15 protein-coding genes and 1 tRNA gene are annotated in these 14,606 nt (G+C 70.5%); 8 read left to right on the top strand and 8 right to left on the bottom strand.

Features of this window, described 5'->3' with window-relative positions:
* Nucleotides 1-57 precede the first annotated feature (57 nt).
* A complete protein-coding gene (locus D5S08_RS11820; RefSeq protein ID WP_121119022.1) occupies nucleotides 58-1,140 on the top strand; it encodes a pyridoxal phosphate-dependent aminotransferase in 1,083 nt (360 codons plus the stop codon).
* Nucleotides 1,137-2,057 carry a prephenate/arogenate dehydrogenase family protein gene (locus D5S08_RS11815; protein WP_121118784.1) on the top strand — a complete coding sequence of 307 codons (921 nt, stop codon included), beginning with the start codon at nucleotides 1,137-1,139 and terminating at the stop codon, nucleotides 2,055-2,057. The genes D5S08_RS11820 and D5S08_RS11815 overlap by 4 nt, the downstream gene beginning before the upstream one ends.
* Here D5S08_RS11815 and D5S08_RS11810 read toward each other — a convergent pair.
* From D5S08_RS11810 to D5S08_RS11795, 4 genes are all read right to left on the bottom strand, one after another.
* On the bottom strand, nucleotides 2,054-3,379 hold the full coding sequence (locus D5S08_RS11810; RefSeq protein WP_121118782.1) for a PepSY-associated TM helix domain-containing protein: 1,326 nt from the start codon (nucleotides 3,377-3,379) through the stop codon (nucleotides 2,054-2,056). The two genes, D5S08_RS11815 and D5S08_RS11810, sit on opposite strands and share 4 nt — an antisense overlap.
* Before the next feature lie 5 nt (nucleotides 3,380-3,384).
* On the bottom strand, nucleotides 3,385-3,960 hold the full coding sequence (locus D5S08_RS11805; protein ID WP_126665548.1) for a hypothetical protein: 576 nt from the start codon (nucleotides 3,958-3,960) through the stop codon (nucleotides 3,385-3,387).
* 86 nt (nucleotides 3,961-4,046) lie between these two features.
* The gene (locus tag D5S08_RS11800) at nucleotides 4,047-4,739 is read right to left on the bottom strand and encodes a lysophospholipid acyltransferase family protein (protein ID WP_121118778.1); all 693 of its coding nucleotides are present in this window, start codon (nucleotides 4,737-4,739) and stop codon (nucleotides 4,047-4,049) included.
* Between the two features lie 4 nt (nucleotides 4,740-4,743).
* Nucleotides 4,744-5,316: a YdcF family protein gene (locus D5S08_RS11795; RefSeq protein WP_175578929.1), complete on the bottom strand. Its 573-nt coding sequence runs from the start codon at nucleotides 5,314-5,316 to the stop codon at nucleotides 4,744-4,746.
* 115 nt (nucleotides 5,317-5,431) lie between these two features.
* Between D5S08_RS11795 and D5S08_RS11790 the strand changes: the two genes are divergently transcribed.
* Complete coding sequence (locus tag D5S08_RS11790) at nucleotides 5,432-6,106, top strand: zinc-ribbon domain-containing protein (RefSeq protein ID WP_121119020.1); 675 nt, start codon at nucleotides 5,432-5,434, stop codon at nucleotides 6,104-6,106.
* Between the two features lie 96 nt (nucleotides 6,107-6,202).
* A tRNA-Leu gene (locus D5S08_RS11785) sits at nucleotides 6,203-6,289 on the top strand.
* A 38-nt stretch (nucleotides 6,290-6,327) separates the two neighbouring features.
* Here D5S08_RS11785 and D5S08_RS11780 read toward each other — a convergent pair.
* From D5S08_RS11780 to D5S08_RS11770, 3 genes are read right to left on the bottom strand one after another with little or no spacing between them, the layout of a single operon-like run.
* Entirely contained in the window at nucleotides 6,328-7,413 is a 1,086-nt protein-coding gene (locus tag D5S08_RS11780) for an NAD(P)/FAD-dependent oxidoreductase (RefSeq protein ID WP_121118774.1), read from the bottom strand.
* Entirely contained in the window at nucleotides 7,392-8,081 is a 690-nt protein-coding gene (locus D5S08_RS11775; RefSeq protein ID WP_121119018.1) for a methyltransferase domain-containing protein, read from the bottom strand. The genes D5S08_RS11780 and D5S08_RS11775 overlap by 22 nt, the downstream gene beginning before the upstream one ends.
* Entirely contained in the window at nucleotides 8,081-9,127 is a 1,047-nt protein-coding gene (locus D5S08_RS11770; protein ID WP_121118772.1) for a type III polyketide synthase, read from the bottom strand. The genes D5S08_RS11775 and D5S08_RS11770 overlap by 1 nt, the downstream gene beginning before the upstream one ends.
* A 131-nt stretch (nucleotides 9,128-9,258) precedes the next feature.
* On the opposite strand from D5S08_RS11770, the gene D5S08_RS11765 reads away from it, so the two are divergent.
* From D5S08_RS11765 to D5S08_RS11755, 3 genes are read left to right on the top strand one after another with little or no spacing between them, the layout of a single operon-like run.
* Nucleotides 9,259-11,346, top strand: a complete 2,088-nt coding sequence (locus D5S08_RS11765) for a carbon starvation CstA family protein (RefSeq protein WP_121118770.1) — start codon at nucleotides 9,259-9,261, stop codon at nucleotides 11,344-11,346.
* Nucleotides 11,343-11,528 (top strand): YbdD/YjiX family protein, encoded by a 186-nt coding sequence (locus tag D5S08_RS11760; RefSeq protein ID WP_121118768.1) that lies wholly within the window; start codon nucleotides 11,343-11,345, stop codon nucleotides 11,526-11,528. Before D5S08_RS11765 ends, D5S08_RS11760 begins: the two co-directional genes overlap by 4 nt.
* Before the next feature lie 33 nt (nucleotides 11,529-11,561).
* The gene (locus tag D5S08_RS11755; protein WP_121118766.1) at nucleotides 11,562-12,185 is read left to right on the top strand and encodes an exopolysaccharide biosynthesis protein; all 624 of its coding nucleotides are present in this window, start codon (nucleotides 11,562-11,564) and stop codon (nucleotides 12,183-12,185) included.
* Between the two features lie 3 nt (nucleotides 12,186-12,188).
* Here D5S08_RS11755 and D5S08_RS11750 read toward each other — a convergent pair whose 3' ends face one another.
* The gene (locus D5S08_RS11750; RefSeq protein ID WP_121118764.1) at nucleotides 12,189-13,130 is read right to left on the bottom strand and encodes an AEC family transporter; all 942 of its coding nucleotides are present in this window, start codon (nucleotides 13,128-13,130) and stop codon (nucleotides 12,189-12,191) included.
* Nucleotides 13,131-13,221: 91 nt separating this feature from the next.
* Here D5S08_RS11750 and D5S08_RS11745 point away from each other — a divergent pair, with 91 nt between their 5' ends.
* The gene (locus D5S08_RS11745) at nucleotides 13,222-14,541 is read left to right on the top strand and encodes an EAL domain-containing protein (protein ID WP_162301970.1); all 1,320 of its coding nucleotides are present in this window, start codon (nucleotides 13,222-13,224) and stop codon (nucleotides 14,539-14,541) included.
* Nucleotides 14,542-14,606 lie beyond the last annotated feature (65 nt).

Here is a 14,606-nt window from a genome sequence, read left to right as displayed (position 1 = left end):
GCACTATGCGCCGGGGCCGTGACCGACCAGACCTCCCCGCCCGCACCCGCCCCGCAGATGAAGCCGTGGATCGCGGCCATCCATGCCTATGTCCCCGGCCGCAGCACGGGCGCGGACGGGCGCGAGCTGATCAAGCTGTCCGCCAACGAGAACCCGCTTGGCACCAGCCCGGCCGCGCTGGTGGCGCGTGCCACGGGCAAGGCGCCCGACCGCTATCCCGATCCCGACTCGGTGCAGCTGCGCACCGCCATCGGCGCCCTGCACGGGATCGACCCGGCGCGGATCGTCTGCGGCACTGGCTCCGACGAGCTGCTGAACCTTGCCGCACAGGCCTTTGCTGGGCCGGGGGACGAGGTGGTGCATGTCCGTTATGGTTTCGCGGTGTACGAGATTGCCGGCCGCCGCTGCGGGGCCGAGGTGGTGGTCGCGCCCGATCGCGATTTCGGCACCGATGTCGATGCGCTGCTCGCCTGCGTGACGCCGGCCACGCGGGTGATCTTCGTGGCCAACCCGAACAATCCCACCGGCACCTTCCTGCCCGGCGGAGAGATTGCGCGGCTGCATGCGGCCTTGCGCCCCGACATCCTGCTGGTGCTGGACCAGGCCTATGCCGAATATCTCTCGCCCGCTGACGACGATGGTGCGCTGGCGCTGGCCGCGACACACGCCAACGTCCTGGTCACGCGCACCTTTTCCAAGATCTACGGCCTGGCGGGGGAGCGGATCGGCTGGGCGACCGGTGCGCCGGCGCTGGTCGACGCACTGAACCGCATCCGTGGGCCGTTCAACGTGACCGGCACGGGACAGGCGGCGGCGGTCGCCGCGCTGGCCGACCAGGATTTCGTACGCCATTCGCGCGAACATAACCGGGCGGAGCGGTCGCGGTTCGTGGCGGCGATCGGCGCGCTGGGCAATCACGGCCTGCTGGCCGTGCCGAGCGAGGCCAATTTCGTGCTGGTGCGCTTCACCGGCGCGCTCACGACCGCCGCTGCCCTGGCCGGCCTGGCGGAGCGCGGCTACGCCGTGCGGCACCTGCCGGGGCAGGGCCTGCCCGATGCGCTGCGCATCACGATCGGCAGCGCGGCCGACATGGCCGCCATCGCCGACGGCCTGCGCCAGATGGCGGAAGCCGCTCGATGAGCTTTTCGCATGTGGCGGTGATCGGCCTGGGGCTGATCGGCGGATCGGTCGGCCTGGCCATCCAGCGGCACCTGCCCGATGTCCTGACCAGCGGCTATGACGGCGACCCCGATGTGCGCCGCCGCGCCGGCGAGCTGGGGCTGGTGCAGCAGATGCATGACAGTGCGGCAGACGCGGTGGCAGGGGCCGATCTGGTAATCCTGTGCGTGCCCGTCGGCGCGATGGGCGCCGCCGCGCGCGACATGGCGCCGGGCCTGCGCGCCGATGTCGTGATCAGCGATGTGGGCGGGTCCAAGGTCGCGGTCACGCAGGCGCTGCAGGCTGCGCTGCCCGGCCGCTGCATCATCCCGGCGCATCCGGTCGCCGGCACGGAGAACAGCGGGCCGGAGGCAGGCTTTGCCACCCTGTTCCGGCAGCGCTGGTGCATCATCACTCCGCCGGCCGACGCCCCGGCCGACAAGGTGGCGGCGGTGGTCAGCCTGTGGGAAGATCTCGGCGCCATGGTCGAATGCATGGACGCCGCGCATCATGACATGGTGCTGGCCGTCACCAGCCATATCCCGCATCTGATCGCCTACACCATCGTGGGCACCGCCTCCGACCTGGAGCAGGTGACCCGCAGCGAAGTCATCAAGTTCTCTGCCGGCGGCTTCCGCGATTTCACCCGCATCGCCGCGTCCGATCCGACCATGTGGCGCGACGTGTTCCTGAACAACCGGGACGCGGTGCTGGAAATGCTGGACCGGTTCCTGACCGATCTGGGCATGATGCGCGAAGCGATCCGCGCCGGTGACGGGCCGACCATGTTCGACCTGTTCAGCCGCACCCGCTCGATCCGCCGCTCCATCGTGGCCTTCGGGCAGGACGATGCCCGGCCGGACTTCGGACGCGGCGATCACGGCACGCGCAAGGACTAGGTCGCCGGCACGCCCGCTTCGGGCAGCGAGGCGGCGCGGCCCTGTTCGCGCCCTGCACGCATCGCGGCCCCGCCCACGCACAGCAGCAGCCCGCCCCAGAAGATCAGATCGAACGGCGCATCATTGCCGCCCGCCGCCCGGGCGGCAAAGGTCAACGCCAGCATCGCCGGGGTGCCCCACACCACCCCATGCCATGCGGCATGAAGACGGGGCTCACGCATGCCGCGCCGGCGCCGCTTGCCCAGCCAGATGAAGGTGCCGGTCGCGGCGATCACGCTGACCGCCAGCCCACCGACGAAGTAGGCCATCTTCACCGCCAGTCCGCCGAAATTGCCGAAATGCAGATTGTAGATGGATGCGGCCGCCTGCTGCCCGGCCGCACCATCCGCCAGCCCGGCCGTACCCCGGAAGGTGCCGCGCGCATCGAAGTCGTAATACTCGCCGAAGATCAGCCGCCTGTCATGCGCGGCGGCGATCTGGATATGCTGCCCGGCCTGCAGCGGATCGTGCAGGATGGCGTAGGTCAGCGTGACCTCCGGGTGGCGGGCCTGCATGTGGCGCAGCGCCGCGGCGACGTCCGGCACGGCAAGATCACGCGGATCGCCGGGCTCCTCCCCGCCGAAGATCGGGGCATAGACCGCCAGCACGTCCCCATCATATTCCGTTTGCGCCAGGGTGAAGGTGCCCAGCGATCCCACGCCGATCGCCGCGCCGGTGAAGGCGATGGCGACGGCGAAAGGCAGCGTCCAGGTGCCCAGCCGGTTGTGCCAGTCCGCCAGCGCCACGCCGCCGGGGCTGCGCGCCTTCAGGCGGAAAGCATCGCGCAGGATGCGCGGCAGCGCCAGCACGCCCGACAGCGACAGCGACAGCATCATCACGCCCAGCACCCCCACCAGCACGAAGCCCCACAGGCCCGGTAGGCTGAGTCCGTAATGCAGCTTCACCGCCCAGTCGGACCAGCCGATCTGTTCCGGCATGGCGACCCGGCCATCGGCCGCCAGGTGGAAGGCCTGCGTGTCGGTGGTGATGGTGGCCCGCGGCAGGTCGGGCACGGGCAGGTGGACATACATGTGCGTCGTCGGCGCCACTCCCTCCGCCTGCTCCCGCGCCAGCACCTCGGCCACCCCCCGCTGCACGGCGGCGGGCGCGATGGTCGCCATCTCGGGGGCGTTCAACTGCTCCAGCCGCTGCATCTCCGGATAGAACACGACCAGCGTGCCGGTGACGCAGACGATGTACAGCAGCGCCCCGACGATCAGCCCCACGGCCGAATGGGCGGACAGTGCCGTGCGCAGGGGCGAGGAAGGGGTTGCGGTCGCCATGGCCCTTACAGCAGCGCCGGCACGGCGGTGACGAGGCAGGCGGCGATGGTCACACCCTGGGTGCGGCGGGACGCGGTCATCAGCAGGTGGGCCAGCACCGCCCAGGCGACCGGCAGGGTGAACAGGAGCATCACATTGGCATTGGCCTCCCCCGCGCCGCCGCGGGAGGTCAGCCAGTGCGCGGCGAGTGCCAGCGCCATCGACGCCGCCAGACCGCCGATCGCCACAATGGCAAAGGTCGCCAGCCGGCTGCCGATCTGCAGCGGAGCCCGGGCCGGCGGTACGACGGCGCGCGGCGCGCGGCCGCTGCGGGCGGTGACCGGTGCCGGCGCCTGCCATGCGGCCCAGCCGATCAGCCCCAGCGCGGTGCCCATCGCCCACAGGCTCGCCACCGTGACGCCCCATGCGCCGCCGGCCGCAGCCCCGGCCCAGACCGCACCGGCCAGCATGGCCCAGCCCGCGACGGACAATGTGCGCTGCCGCGCCCCCCAGCCAAGCCGCAGCGCCACGATCCCGGCAACGGCCAGCAGTGCCGCCACTGGCAGGGCGAGCGCGAGTGCGGAGGTGGACGGTGGTGACATGCAGGACCCCTTGCGACAGCTTTTCCGCCGCCGATCCGCATGGCCCTACGCAATTTGGTAATGGCTCGCAATAGCCGATTGGCTGTTCAGCTTGCCGGCACTTCGTTCAGCACATTGATCGCCGCCAGCACCCGCGCCTCGACCTCGTCCCGAGGCAGGCCGGGCGGGATCGGTTCGCCGAAGCGGATGGTGATGGTGCCCGGCCGCTTAATCCAGCGGCGGTAGAGCGGACCGCTATTCACCGCGACGGGGATGATGGCGAGGCCGGTCACCTTGTAGATGCCGACGAAGCCGGGTCGCAGCGGCGCAATCACCCCGTGCGGCGTGCGCGTGCCTTCGGGAAAGATCGCCAGCGGCCGCCCATCCTTTACCCGCCGCTTCGCCTGTGCCAGCATGTCGCGCAGGCTGCTGGCTCCGGCATCGCGATAGACCGGCACCAGGCCATAGGCGCTCGCCACCCGGCCCCAGCCCGGCAGGTCGAACAGTTCACGCTTGGCGAAGACCGCCGGCCGCTTCAGCAGCCCGGGCAGGTCGATCGCCTCGAAGAAGGATTCATGCCGCAGGGCGTAGATCACCGGGTGATCGGCCTGCAGCCCTTCCTCCCGCACCTGGATGCCGGCGAGGTGGCGCAGGCACCAGCGGTGTGACCGCGCCCACCGGCGCACCACCGGGTCCAGCCGGTGCGGCGCCCATCGCGCGGCAATTAGGGAATGGCTGACCAGCCAGACCGTGGCGGCGTAGAATCCCACGTAGAAGGCGATGGAGCGCAGCAGGTTCATCGGCTCAGCCCTGCGCCTGCGTCACGACCCAGGCGGCCAGCAGCTTGTGATATTCCAGGAACAGCGTGAACAGCGACGGTTCGGACCGGACCGCATCGCGCACAACCGTCACCCCAGGCGCCAGCGTGGCGCCCAGTTCCAGCGCGGCGCGGCGCATGTGCCAGTCCGTCGTCACCAGCCGCAGCGAGCGGACCTTCTGCTCCTCTACCCATTGGGCCGTTTCCAGGGCGTTGCCACGCGTATCCAGGGCGGCGAACCCCAGCGTGACGCAGCAGCGCATGGTGGCCGCGGGCACGTCATATTCCTCCGCGAACTCGGCCGGGCGCACCTCCTCCGCCACCCCGCTGACCAGCAGGTGGGGCGCAGCGCCTTCGCGCAGCAGGGCCAGTCCGCGCTGGATGCGGCCGCCGCTGCCGGTGGGCACCACGATGGCATCGGTCTGCCCCGCCGGCGCCGGCTGCGGCAGCGCCACGGCGAACCACAGGAAGCCGAGCAGCCACAGCAGCACTGCCAGCGACAGCAGCCGGCGGATCACCGGACGATCCGGAACGGCATGGGCGAGTTTATGTGGCGGCATGACATGGCTGCGGCGGCTATAACGGCGGATCGCTGGGGAAAAAAGGGCGGCTGCGGGTCCAGCGGTGTTCCCGCCGCTTGTTGCCGCCGCCTCACCGCCCTACGGCAGCAGCACCATGATGATCGAGTGCCCCGCCTGCGCCACGCGCTATCAGGTGTCGGAAACGGCGATACCGCCGGCCGGACGCACCGTGCGCTGCGCCAAATGCGGCGAAAGCTGGTTCCAGCCGCCCCCGACGGACGAGCCGGACGAGGAACCTAACATCGCCGCTGCCGAGGACACGCCGCCCGAGGCGATGCCGGAGGACGCGGCCGAGCCGGTCGCCGTAGAGGCAGAGGCGCCGCCCGCTCGCCCGCGCGACCGCGCGGGGCAGCGTCGACTTGGCATCTGGGCGGCGTTGATCTTCGCCGTGCTGGCCGGCGCCAGTGCCGCCGCGGTCAGCTGGTGGGGGCCGCCCGAATGGTCGCCGATCCCGCGCGCGACCTTTGATGCCGGGCGACCCGGCCTGGTGCTGGATTTTCCCGCCGACCGGCAGGAATGGCAGCAATTGCCCGACGGCACGGAATATTTCGGCGCCCGGGGCACCATCACCAACGGCACCGGCAGCAGCACGGACGTGCCGCCCATCCTGATCGTGCTGCGCGATGCGCGGGACCGGATCGTCTACAGCTGGGAAGTCGCCCCGCCCAAGAAGCGCCTGGCCCCCGGCGAAAGCATCACCGTGCGCGAGGCGGTGACCGATGTGCCGCGATCCGCCCGGGTGGCGGAAATCGGCTGGAAGCCGGTCTAGCCTTCGCGGCCGTCACATCGCTTGCAGGCGCCCTGCCCTTTTGCTAGGGGCGCGCTCCTACCCGGCCGGGCGCGCCATGCGCCTGTGCCACGGCTTGCGGCCATGGCGGAATTGGTAGACGCGCAACGTTGAGGTCGTTGTGGGCGAAAGCCCGTGGAAGTTCGAGTCTTCTTGGCCGCACCAGCCCCCATTGTGAAGATACCGGCTCTGCCGGTCCCCGCTCAGATCCGCGTCAGGCGCGCCAGCAGGGGCAGCAATCCCGGCACCGCCTGCGCGATCCCGACACCCAGCCGCGCCGCGCCCGGCCGTTCCGCCATCTGCCAGACGAGACGCGCCACCCCGACCGGCCTGCGCGCCTGTCTGGCGAAGCGCCGCTGATAGGCCTGCGCCGCACCCGGACCGCCCGCCAGATAGGCTCCCGCCGCCGCGCCGGCGCTGGCGACGGCGATGGCCATGCCCTCGCCCGCCAGCGACGGAATGACCGCCGCCTGATCGCCCAGCCGGAACAGGCCCGGCTCCGTCTCCGTGGCCCGCCAGCCATAGGGCACATTCGCCACGGCATCGGGCGCCTCCCCCGTCCAGTGCGCCAGCCGCTCCGCCAACGGCGCGCTTTCGGCGGCCCAGGCGTGCAGCAGCGCCTCCGGCCCGCCCGCTTCGGTCAGGCGGGAGCGGTGAATCGCCAGGCACAGATTGCCGCCGCCATCCTCCTGCAGCACCAGCCCGGCATAGCCGCGATCGAACAGGTGCAGTTCCACGCTGGGGCCAACACATGATTGCAGCGCGGGCGACGGCTGCAGCCGCACGCGCAGGCCGATCGTCGGGTCCGCGCCGCGCGCCTGTGCCGGCCGTGCCAGCCCGCGCACATCATGCTTGCCGCTGGCCAGGAACAGCGCCTCCCCGGCAATCTCCGCCCCATCGCCCAGCCGTGCGGTCAGTCCGTCGATCGCGCGCACGGTCACGCCGCGCTCCACGGCCGCTCCGGCAGCCACCGCCGCCTGCATCAGCAGCGTGTCGAGATGCCGACGCGAAACGGCCAGCGCCGGCCGAGGCAGCGCGGCGCGGGCCTGCCGGTCGCCGGCGAACACGCGCACCTCGGTCACCGCCACCGGGTTCAGCGCCTCGGCCGCGATGCCCAGCCGGTCCAGCATGGCGAGCGTCCGCCAGCTGAGGAACCCGCCGCACAGCGCATCGCCGGTCTCCCGGCTGCGTTCCACCAGCAGATGCGCCCGCCCCGCCTGCGCCAGTCGCAGCGCCAGCGCCGCCCCCGCCGGGCCGCCGCCGACGATCAGCGCAGGCGTTCGACGCATAGCCGGAACGGAAATTCGCGGCGCACCTGCGCCTGGGCAACACCGGCCGCAGCCAGCAGCGGCAACCATTCGGCCGGGCGAAAGGAGCGGGCGATGGACAGCGTGCCGTCGTGCCGCACGATCGGGTGCCAGCGGGCGAGGCGCGCCAGCAGCGGATAGCCGGCATGGGCAAACCGATGCCGCAGCAGGTCGTTCACGAACCACCCGGCCGCGGCCTCCCGCTCCATAAAGCGCAGGAAGGCGACAAGCTCGTCATCATTCATGTGATGAGCCACCAGGCTGGACAGGATCACGTCCCAGCCCTGCCCCGCCAGATCGGCATAGTCCCCGGTCACCCAGCAGATGCTGGACTCCGCCGGCGTATGCGCCCGCGCGGCCTGCTCGCTGCGTGGATTGAGGTCCACGCCGGTCAGCGCCACGGTGATGCCCCGCCGCGTGGCCCAGCGCTCGATCCGGCGCAGCATGTCGCCATCGCCGAAGCCCACATCCAGGATGCGCAGGGCGCTGCGCCGCTGCGCCACCCGGTCCAGGAAGCGCAGGGTGGGCCGCGGCGCCAGCGTCACCGCATTGACGCGCGCCAGATCGCGCATGATTGCGACATAGGTTTCGGCCGGCAGGTCGTCCGCATCCATCAGCTCAGGGGCACGCGATCGCCGGGCGAGGTCCATCATGCGCCCCGAAAGGTCAGCCCTTCGGCGGCAAGACCGGGACCGAAGGCCAGCGCCACGCCCATCTCTACCGGGGGCCCGGCCAGCAGGCGCGCCAGCACGAACATCAGCGTGGCGGAGGACATGTTGCCATTGTCCGTCAGCACCGCGCGCGAATGGTCCAGGGCGTCGGGCGCCAGCTCCAGCGAGCGCTCCACCGCATCCAGGATGGAACGGCCCCCGGCATGCACCGCCCAGCTGTCCACCTCCGCCGGATGGCAGCCGAGCGCGGCGGCAAAGGCCGGCTCCGCCATGGCAAGGGCTATGCGGCCGGGCACTTCGCCGGAAAGATGCATGGCGAAGCCGGTATCGGTGATGTCCCAGCGGATCAGTTCGTGGCTTTCCTCCAGCGTGGAGGAGAACGGGCGATCCAGCAGCAGACCGCCGGGTTCCGCCGTCACCAGCGCCGCCGCGGCACCATCGCCGAACTGCAGCATGGCCAGCATCGGCTCCAGCTCCGCGGTCTGTTGCAGGTGCAGCGTGCAGAGCTCCACCGTCACCACCAGCACGCGCGCATCCGGTTCGGACTGCGCGATGTGCCGGGCGGAGCGCAGCGCGGCGATCGCGGCGTAGCAGCCCATGAAGCCGACCAGCAGCCGCTCCACCGTGGGTGACAGGCCCAGCCGGCGGGCGATTATCTGGTCGATGCCGGGCGCGACGAAGCCCGTGCAGCTGGCCAGCACCAGATGGGTGATGCCCTCCAGCGCCACCTGCTCGCCCAGCTGCGCGATCGCGGCGCAGGCGAGGTCAGGTGCGGCCTGCGCATAGACCTGCATCCGCGTGGCGGTACCCGGCCATTCGACGCTGCGGTAGAAGCCCCCGTCATCCTGGAACGAGGATATCGGCAGCACCGACCAGCGATGGTCGATGCCTGCACGCCCCGCCATCCGGTCGAACACTGCCGCCTCCCGCCGGCCATCCAGCTGCTGGCGCGCCCAGCCAATGAAGGTGGCGTGGACATCATGCGCGGGCACCGCGGTGCCGATGGCGTGGAGATAGGCTGGCAAACAGGACCCTTTCTGCAGACCCGTTCAACGCTCAGGCCGCGACAATGGCCCGGATCGGATCGGTTTTTTGCGGTTGGCCGCCTTCCGGTCATCTGCAACATGGCCGGCAGGAGCTGCACGGGAGAGTCGATATGCTGCGCCACCTGCCCTGGATCGCGATCGGCACCGGCGGCCTCGCCGCGCTGGCGCATGTGGCGCTGTCCCGCGGGGAGCCGGTGAACGCCCTGTGGGTGGTCACCGCCGCGCTCGGCTGTTTCCTGGTCGCCTACCGCTACTATGCCCTGTTCATCGCCCGCCATGTCATGGGGCTGGACGCCGCCCGGCCGACCCCCGCGGTGCGCCGGGCGGACGGGTTGGATTATGTGGCGACGGACCGCACCGTGCTGTTCGGCCACCACTTTGCCGCCATTGCCGGGGCCGGGCCGCTGGTCGGGCCGGTGCTGGCGGCGCAGATGGGCTACCTGCCGGGCACGCTGTGGATCATCTTCGGGGTGATCTTCGCGGGCGCGGTGCAGGATTTCATCGTGCTGTTCCTGTCCATGCGCCGCGACGGGCGATCGCTGGGCGAACTGGTGCGGATGGAGATGGGGCAGGCCGCCGGCACCATCGCGCTGATGGGTGCCTTCATGATCATGGTCATCATCCTGGCGGTGCTGGCGCTGATCGTGGTGCGCGCGCTGGCGGAGAGCCCGTGGGGGCTGTTCACGGTGGCGGCAACCGTACCGCTGGCGATCTTCATGGGCGTCTATACCCGCTGGATCAGGCCGGGGCGGATCGGCGAAGTGTCGCTGGTCGGCCTGGTCGGACTGCTGGCCGCGATCGTCTATGGCGAGCAGATCGCCGCATCGCCCGTCTGGGGCCCGGCCTTCACCTTCACGCCGCAGGCGCTGTGCTTCATCCTGATCACCTATGGCGCGATCGCCTCCGTCCTGCCGGTCTGGCTGCTGCTGGCGCCGCGCGACTACCTGTCCACCTTCCTGAAGATCGGCGCGATCGTGGCGCTGGCGATCGGCATCGTGATCATGGCGCCGCCGCTGCGCATGCCGCCGCTGACGCAGTTCATTGGCGGAGGCGGGCCGGTCTGGTCGGGCGCGCTGTTCCCGTTCCTGTTCATCACCATCGCCTGCGGCGCGGTCAGCGGATTCCATGCGCTGATCGCCAGCGGCACCACGCCCAAGCTGATCGCGACGGAGGCCGATGCCCCGCTGATCGGCTATGGCGCGATGCTGGCCGAGGCGTTCGTGGCGATCATGGCGCTGGTCGGGGCCTGCATCCTGGATCCGGGCATCTACTTCACCATGAACAGCCCGGCCGCGCTGATCGGTACCGATGCCGCCAGCGCCAGCGCGGCGGTGACCGCAATGGGCTACCCCATTGCGGCCGAGACGATCGCCAATGTCGCGCGCGATGTGGGGGAGTCGACGATCATCAGCCGCACGGGCGGCGCGCCCACGCTGGCGGTCGCCATGGCGGAGATCTTCGCCCACATCGCCGGCGGGCCGGGGATGAAGGCGTTCTGGTACCATTTCGCCATACTGTTCGAGGCGCTGTTCATCCTGACCGCGGTGGATGCCGGCACCCGCGCCGGCCGCTTCATGCTGCAGGACCTGATCGGCCTGGCCGCCCCCCGCTTCATCGAAGGGCGGGCGCAACTGGCCGGGCTGCTGTGCACGGCGCTGTGCGTCGGTGCCTGGGGGTTCTTCCTGTATCAGGGCGTCACCGATCCGCTGGGCGGGGTAAACACGCTGTGGCCGATCTTCGGCATATCGAACCAGATGCTGGCCGCCATTGCGCTGATGCTGGGCACGGCCGTGCTGTTCCGGATGAAGCGCGACCGCTTCGCCTGGGTCACGGTGGTGCCGACCGTCTGGCTGCTGATCTGCACCCTGTCGGCCGGGTGGCTGAAGCTGTTCAGTGCCGATCCGGCGGTCGGCTTCCTGGCGCATGCGACGCGCTTTTCCGACGCGATCGGGCGGGGCGAGGTGCTGGCCCCGGCGCGGGACATGGAGGCGATGCGTGCCATCGTGTTCAACGACCGGATCGATGCCGCGCTGGTGGCGATCTTCCTGCTGATCGTGCTGGCGCTGGGCGGCTTCACGCTCCGCACCGTGCTGGCAGCGCGCCGTTCACCCGTGCCCACGGTGCGGGAGATCGGCGGCGCATCCACCGGCATCACGCGGGAGGACCGCGCCCTCGCCGCCGAAGGGGCCGCGGCATGATCCGGCTGTGGCATCGCTGCGCCCGCATCGCGCGGGCGATGGTCGGCCTGCCCGATTACGGCACCTATCTGCAGCACATGGCGCAGCGCCACCCGGGCGCGCCGGTGATGGACCGCCTGGCGTTCTTCCGCGACCGGCAGCAGGCCCGCTATGGCGCCAAGGGTGGCGGGCGCTGCTGCTGAAACCTTCGCCCGTCCCGTCCATTTCAAGCGCGTATGGCTGACAACAAACAGCAGGATGGCGGCGGAGAGGTCCACAATGTGTGCGACATCCTCGACCGCCTGCGCGACCTGGCCGGCCGGCAGGACCGCGTCACCATCGGCGATGTGGTGCAGGCCATGGGGCAGCGCAGCTTCGGACCGTTCCTGCTGATCCCCGCGCTGATCGACATCAGCCCGATCGGCTCCATCCCCACCTTGCCCACTCTGCTGGCGGTGATGATCCTGATCACGGCGGTACAATTGCTGTTCGGGCGCAAGAACCTGTGGCTGCCCGGCTTCATCACCCATCGCGGGGCCAAGGCGGAAAAGGTGAAGAAGGCGGCCGACAAGCTGGACGGATTGGCCGGCTGGCTGGACCGCTGGTTCCACGGCCGCCTGCCAGCGCTGACCAGCCCCTGGTTCCAGCGGCTGGCCGCGCTGGCGATCATCGGCCTGACCTTCACCATCCCGCCGCTGGAGCTGATCCCGCTGGCCACCACCGCGCCCATGGCCGCGATCGCCGCCTTCGGCCTGGCCATGCTGGTGCGGGACGGCTTGCTGATGCTGATCGCCTTTGCCGGCAGCATCGCGGCGATCGGCTTCGGCATCTCCATGCTGATGTCCGGCGCCGGCGGCTGACCGTCACAGCCAGCTCAGCAGGAGCGTCAGCGTCAGCACCGATCCCACCGTGCTGGCCAGCAGCACGCGCGCCGTCACCTCCGCATCGCGGGCGTAGATCGCGCTGACCATCCACGGCCCGGTGCCGGTCGGCAGGGCGGCGATCAGCACCGCCAGGGTGGTGGAGGCGGCATCCAGCGCGAAGACATGCACTGCCAGGATCCAGGTGACGAGCGGCTGCCCCACCAGCTTGAGCCCCGTCAGCACGGCCACCGCCGGCATGTGCCGTGCCCCGCCGCCGCGCTTCTCCCCCAGGAACAGGCCCAGCGCCACCAGCGCGCAAGGGGATGCGGCATTGCCCAGCAGCGTGGCGAAGTTGTGCAACGGCGCCGGCAGGCCCAGCCCGCTGGCCAGCACCATTCCACCCACCGCCGGCGCCACCACCAGCGGATTGCGCAGCAGCCGCCCGCCCACGCGCAGCGCGATCCGGCCCAGCCCGCCGCCGGCGCCACGTTGCTGCTGCCCCAGCTCCGCCAGGATCAGCCCGATCGCGAACAGGATGGTGATGGTCAGGATGCAGGCGATCAGCACGCCCGTGCGCGAACCCGGCTCCAGCGCCGCGGCAGCCAGCGGGAAGCCGACATAGGCGGTGTTGGCATAGCCCGCATTCAGCCCGTCTACCGCCGCATCGGCCAGCGGCCGGCGCAGCGCCCGCGCGGCCAGCACCGTGCCGGTGAAGATCACCGCCACCCCGCCACCGAACGCCGCAATGAAGTCCGGCCGCCAGATCTCCGCCCAGCGCGCGCCGGCCACGATGTCGAACATCAGCGCAGGCAGCGCCAGCCAGATGACAAAACGGTTCAGCTCGGCCGTGGTCTGCGCGCTGAACACACCCGCCCGCCGCAACGCCCATCCGGCCAGGATCAGACCGAAGATCGGCAGGATGATGAACAGGATCGCCAGCATGCCCCGGCGCATAGCGGCGTCGGCCAGGCCCGCAAAGCTGCCCGTACCTTCGTCAACGCCTCCTTTACCTGTCGGGCGCAGTGTCGCCCGCATGACCAGCCACCCGGCCCCGCCGATCAAACATGATGCCGACCGGCGCGCGCGCTTCTTCGCGGTGGTCGCGTTCGAGCGGTTCATCCCGGCCCGGCAGACGGTGGGGTTCGAGATCGCCAACCGCATCCTGGTGCGCGCGGCGGACCGCATCCTGGCCGCGATGCAGGGCGGTTCGGTGGGGCGCATCGGGCACAATTCCATCGAGTTCAGCTTCCGCGCCGCCGACGTGGCGGCTGCCCGGCACGACCTGAGCCATTGCCTGGCCCTGCTGGAACGCCGGCTGGAGATTGCGGGCGTCGCCTTTCAGCTGACCGGCACCGTCGCCTTCGCGCCCATTCCGGCGGACCAGACCGCGGTCACGGACGAACTGTTCGATGCCGTGCTGGCCGCATTGTCGGGGGATGGCCAGGGTGCGCCGGCCGGCGGCGGGGGGCGCATTCGGCAGATCGATACAAGGCTGCCATCATCGGTCCAGCTGGACGATCTTGCCCTGCTGCGCGCCCTGCCCGCCGCGCTGGCCGCCGATGAACTGCACGTCGTCTACCAGCCCAAGCTGGATTGCCGCACCGGGCGCCATCTTTCGGCAGAGGCGCTGCTGCGATGGGAATCGCCCACTCTGGGCCCGGTCTCCACCATCCGCATGATCACGCTGGCCGAACGCACCGGCGCCATTCGCGACATCACCATCTGGGTGATCCGACAGGTGCTGCGCGACCAGGCGGTGCTGCATGCGGCAGGGCACGATTTGTGCATCTTCGTCAACATGTCGGGCCCGCTGCTGTCCGACCAGGGTTTCATGGCGGAGGTCATGGGCATGATCGCCAGCGCGCAAGGCCGGCTGGGGATCGAGATCACGGAAACCAGCGTGATCGAGGATCCCCAGGCCGCGATCGAGACGCTGACGGCCCTTGCCGCCGCCGACGTGCCGGTGGCGATCGACGATTTCGGCTCCGGCCTGTCCAGCCTCGCCTATCTGAAGCGGCTGCCGGTCAGCGAGTTGAAGATCGACAAGATGTTCATCAGCCAGCTGACCAGCAGCAATCGCGATCCGCTGATCGTGCGCGCTTCCATCGACCTTGCCCATGCGATGGACATGACTGTGACCGCCGAAGGGGTGGAGGACGGCATGTGCCAGTCGCTGCTGCACGTCATGGGCTGCGATGCGCTGCAGGGCTATCACATCGCCCGCCCCATGCCGCTGCCGGGTCTCCTCGCCTTTCTGCGCGACACCCCTGCCCGCCCCGCACCGGCGCCTGCGCCGGTGGACACGCCGCCGGTCCGGCTGGTTCATGCGGCAAACACCCGAAGGGCGCGGTAACCGGATCTTAACCCCGATCCTTTGCCTGGCCGACACCGCGCCTCTGCCACCGTGCGCCTGCCTGA

Origin of the sequence: Croceibacterium ferulae (assembly GCF_003660445.1) — a bacterium.
Lineage (GTDB): Bacteria > Pseudomonadota > Alphaproteobacteria > Sphingomonadales > Sphingomonadaceae > Croceibacterium > Croceibacterium ferulae.
Note: the sequence above shows the minus strand (reverse complement) of the source record. Positions and strands in the feature narration are given on the sequence as shown.

Excerpts from the sequence above, each read along its gene's own strand:
- D5S08_RS11750 (WP_121118764.1), bottom strand. The coding sequence starts at position 13,130 with ATGCTGGCGATCCTGTTCATCATCCTGCCGATCTTCGGTCTGATCCTG.
- D5S08_RS11815 (WP_121118784.1), top strand. The coding sequence starts at position 1,137 with ATGAGCTTTTCGCATGTGGCGGTGATCGGCCTGGGGCTGATCGGCGGA.
- D5S08_RS11805 (WP_126665548.1), bottom strand. The coding sequence starts at position 3,960 with ATGTCACCACCGTCCACCTCCGCACTCGCGCTCGCCCTGCCAGTGGCG.
- D5S08_RS11800 (WP_121118778.1), bottom strand. The coding sequence starts at position 4,739 with ATGAACCTGCTGCGCTCCATCGCCTTCTACGTGGGATTCTACGCCGCC.
- D5S08_RS11820 (WP_121119022.1), top strand. The coding sequence starts at position 58 with ATGAAGCCGTGGATCGCGGCCATCCATGCCTATGTCCCCGGCCGCAGC.
- D5S08_RS11790 (WP_121119020.1), top strand. The coding sequence starts at position 5,432 with ATGATGATCGAGTGCCCCGCCTGCGCCACGCGCTATCAGGTGTCGGAA.
- D5S08_RS11760 (WP_121118768.1), top strand. The coding sequence starts at position 11,343 with ATGATCCGGCTGTGGCATCGCTGCGCCCGCATCGCGCGGGCGATGGTC.
- D5S08_RS11810 (WP_121118782.1), bottom strand. The coding sequence starts at position 3,379 with ATGGCGACCGCAACCCCTTCCTCGCCCCTGCGCACGGCACTGTCCGCC.
- D5S08_RS11755 (WP_121118766.1), top strand. The coding sequence starts at position 11,562 with ATGGCTGACAACAAACAGCAGGATGGCGGCGGAGAGGTCCACAATGTG.
- D5S08_RS11765 (WP_121118770.1), top strand. The coding sequence starts at position 9,259 with ATGCTGCGCCACCTGCCCTGGATCGCGATCGGCACCGGCGGCCTCGCC.
- D5S08_RS11795 (WP_175578929.1), bottom strand. The coding sequence starts at position 5,316 with ATGCCGCCACATAAACTCGCCCATGCCGTTCCGGATCGTCCGGTGATC.
- D5S08_RS11775 (WP_121119018.1), bottom strand. The coding sequence starts at position 8,081 with ATGGACCTCGCCCGGCGATCGCGTGCCCCTGAGCTGATGGATGCGGAC.
- D5S08_RS11745 (WP_162301970.1), top strand. The coding sequence starts at position 13,222 with ATGACCAGCCACCCGGCCCCGCCGATCAAACATGATGCCGACCGGCGC.
- D5S08_RS11780 (WP_121118774.1), bottom strand. The coding sequence starts at position 7,413 with ATGCGTCGAACGCCTGCGCTGATCGTCGGCGGCGGCCCGGCGGGGGCG.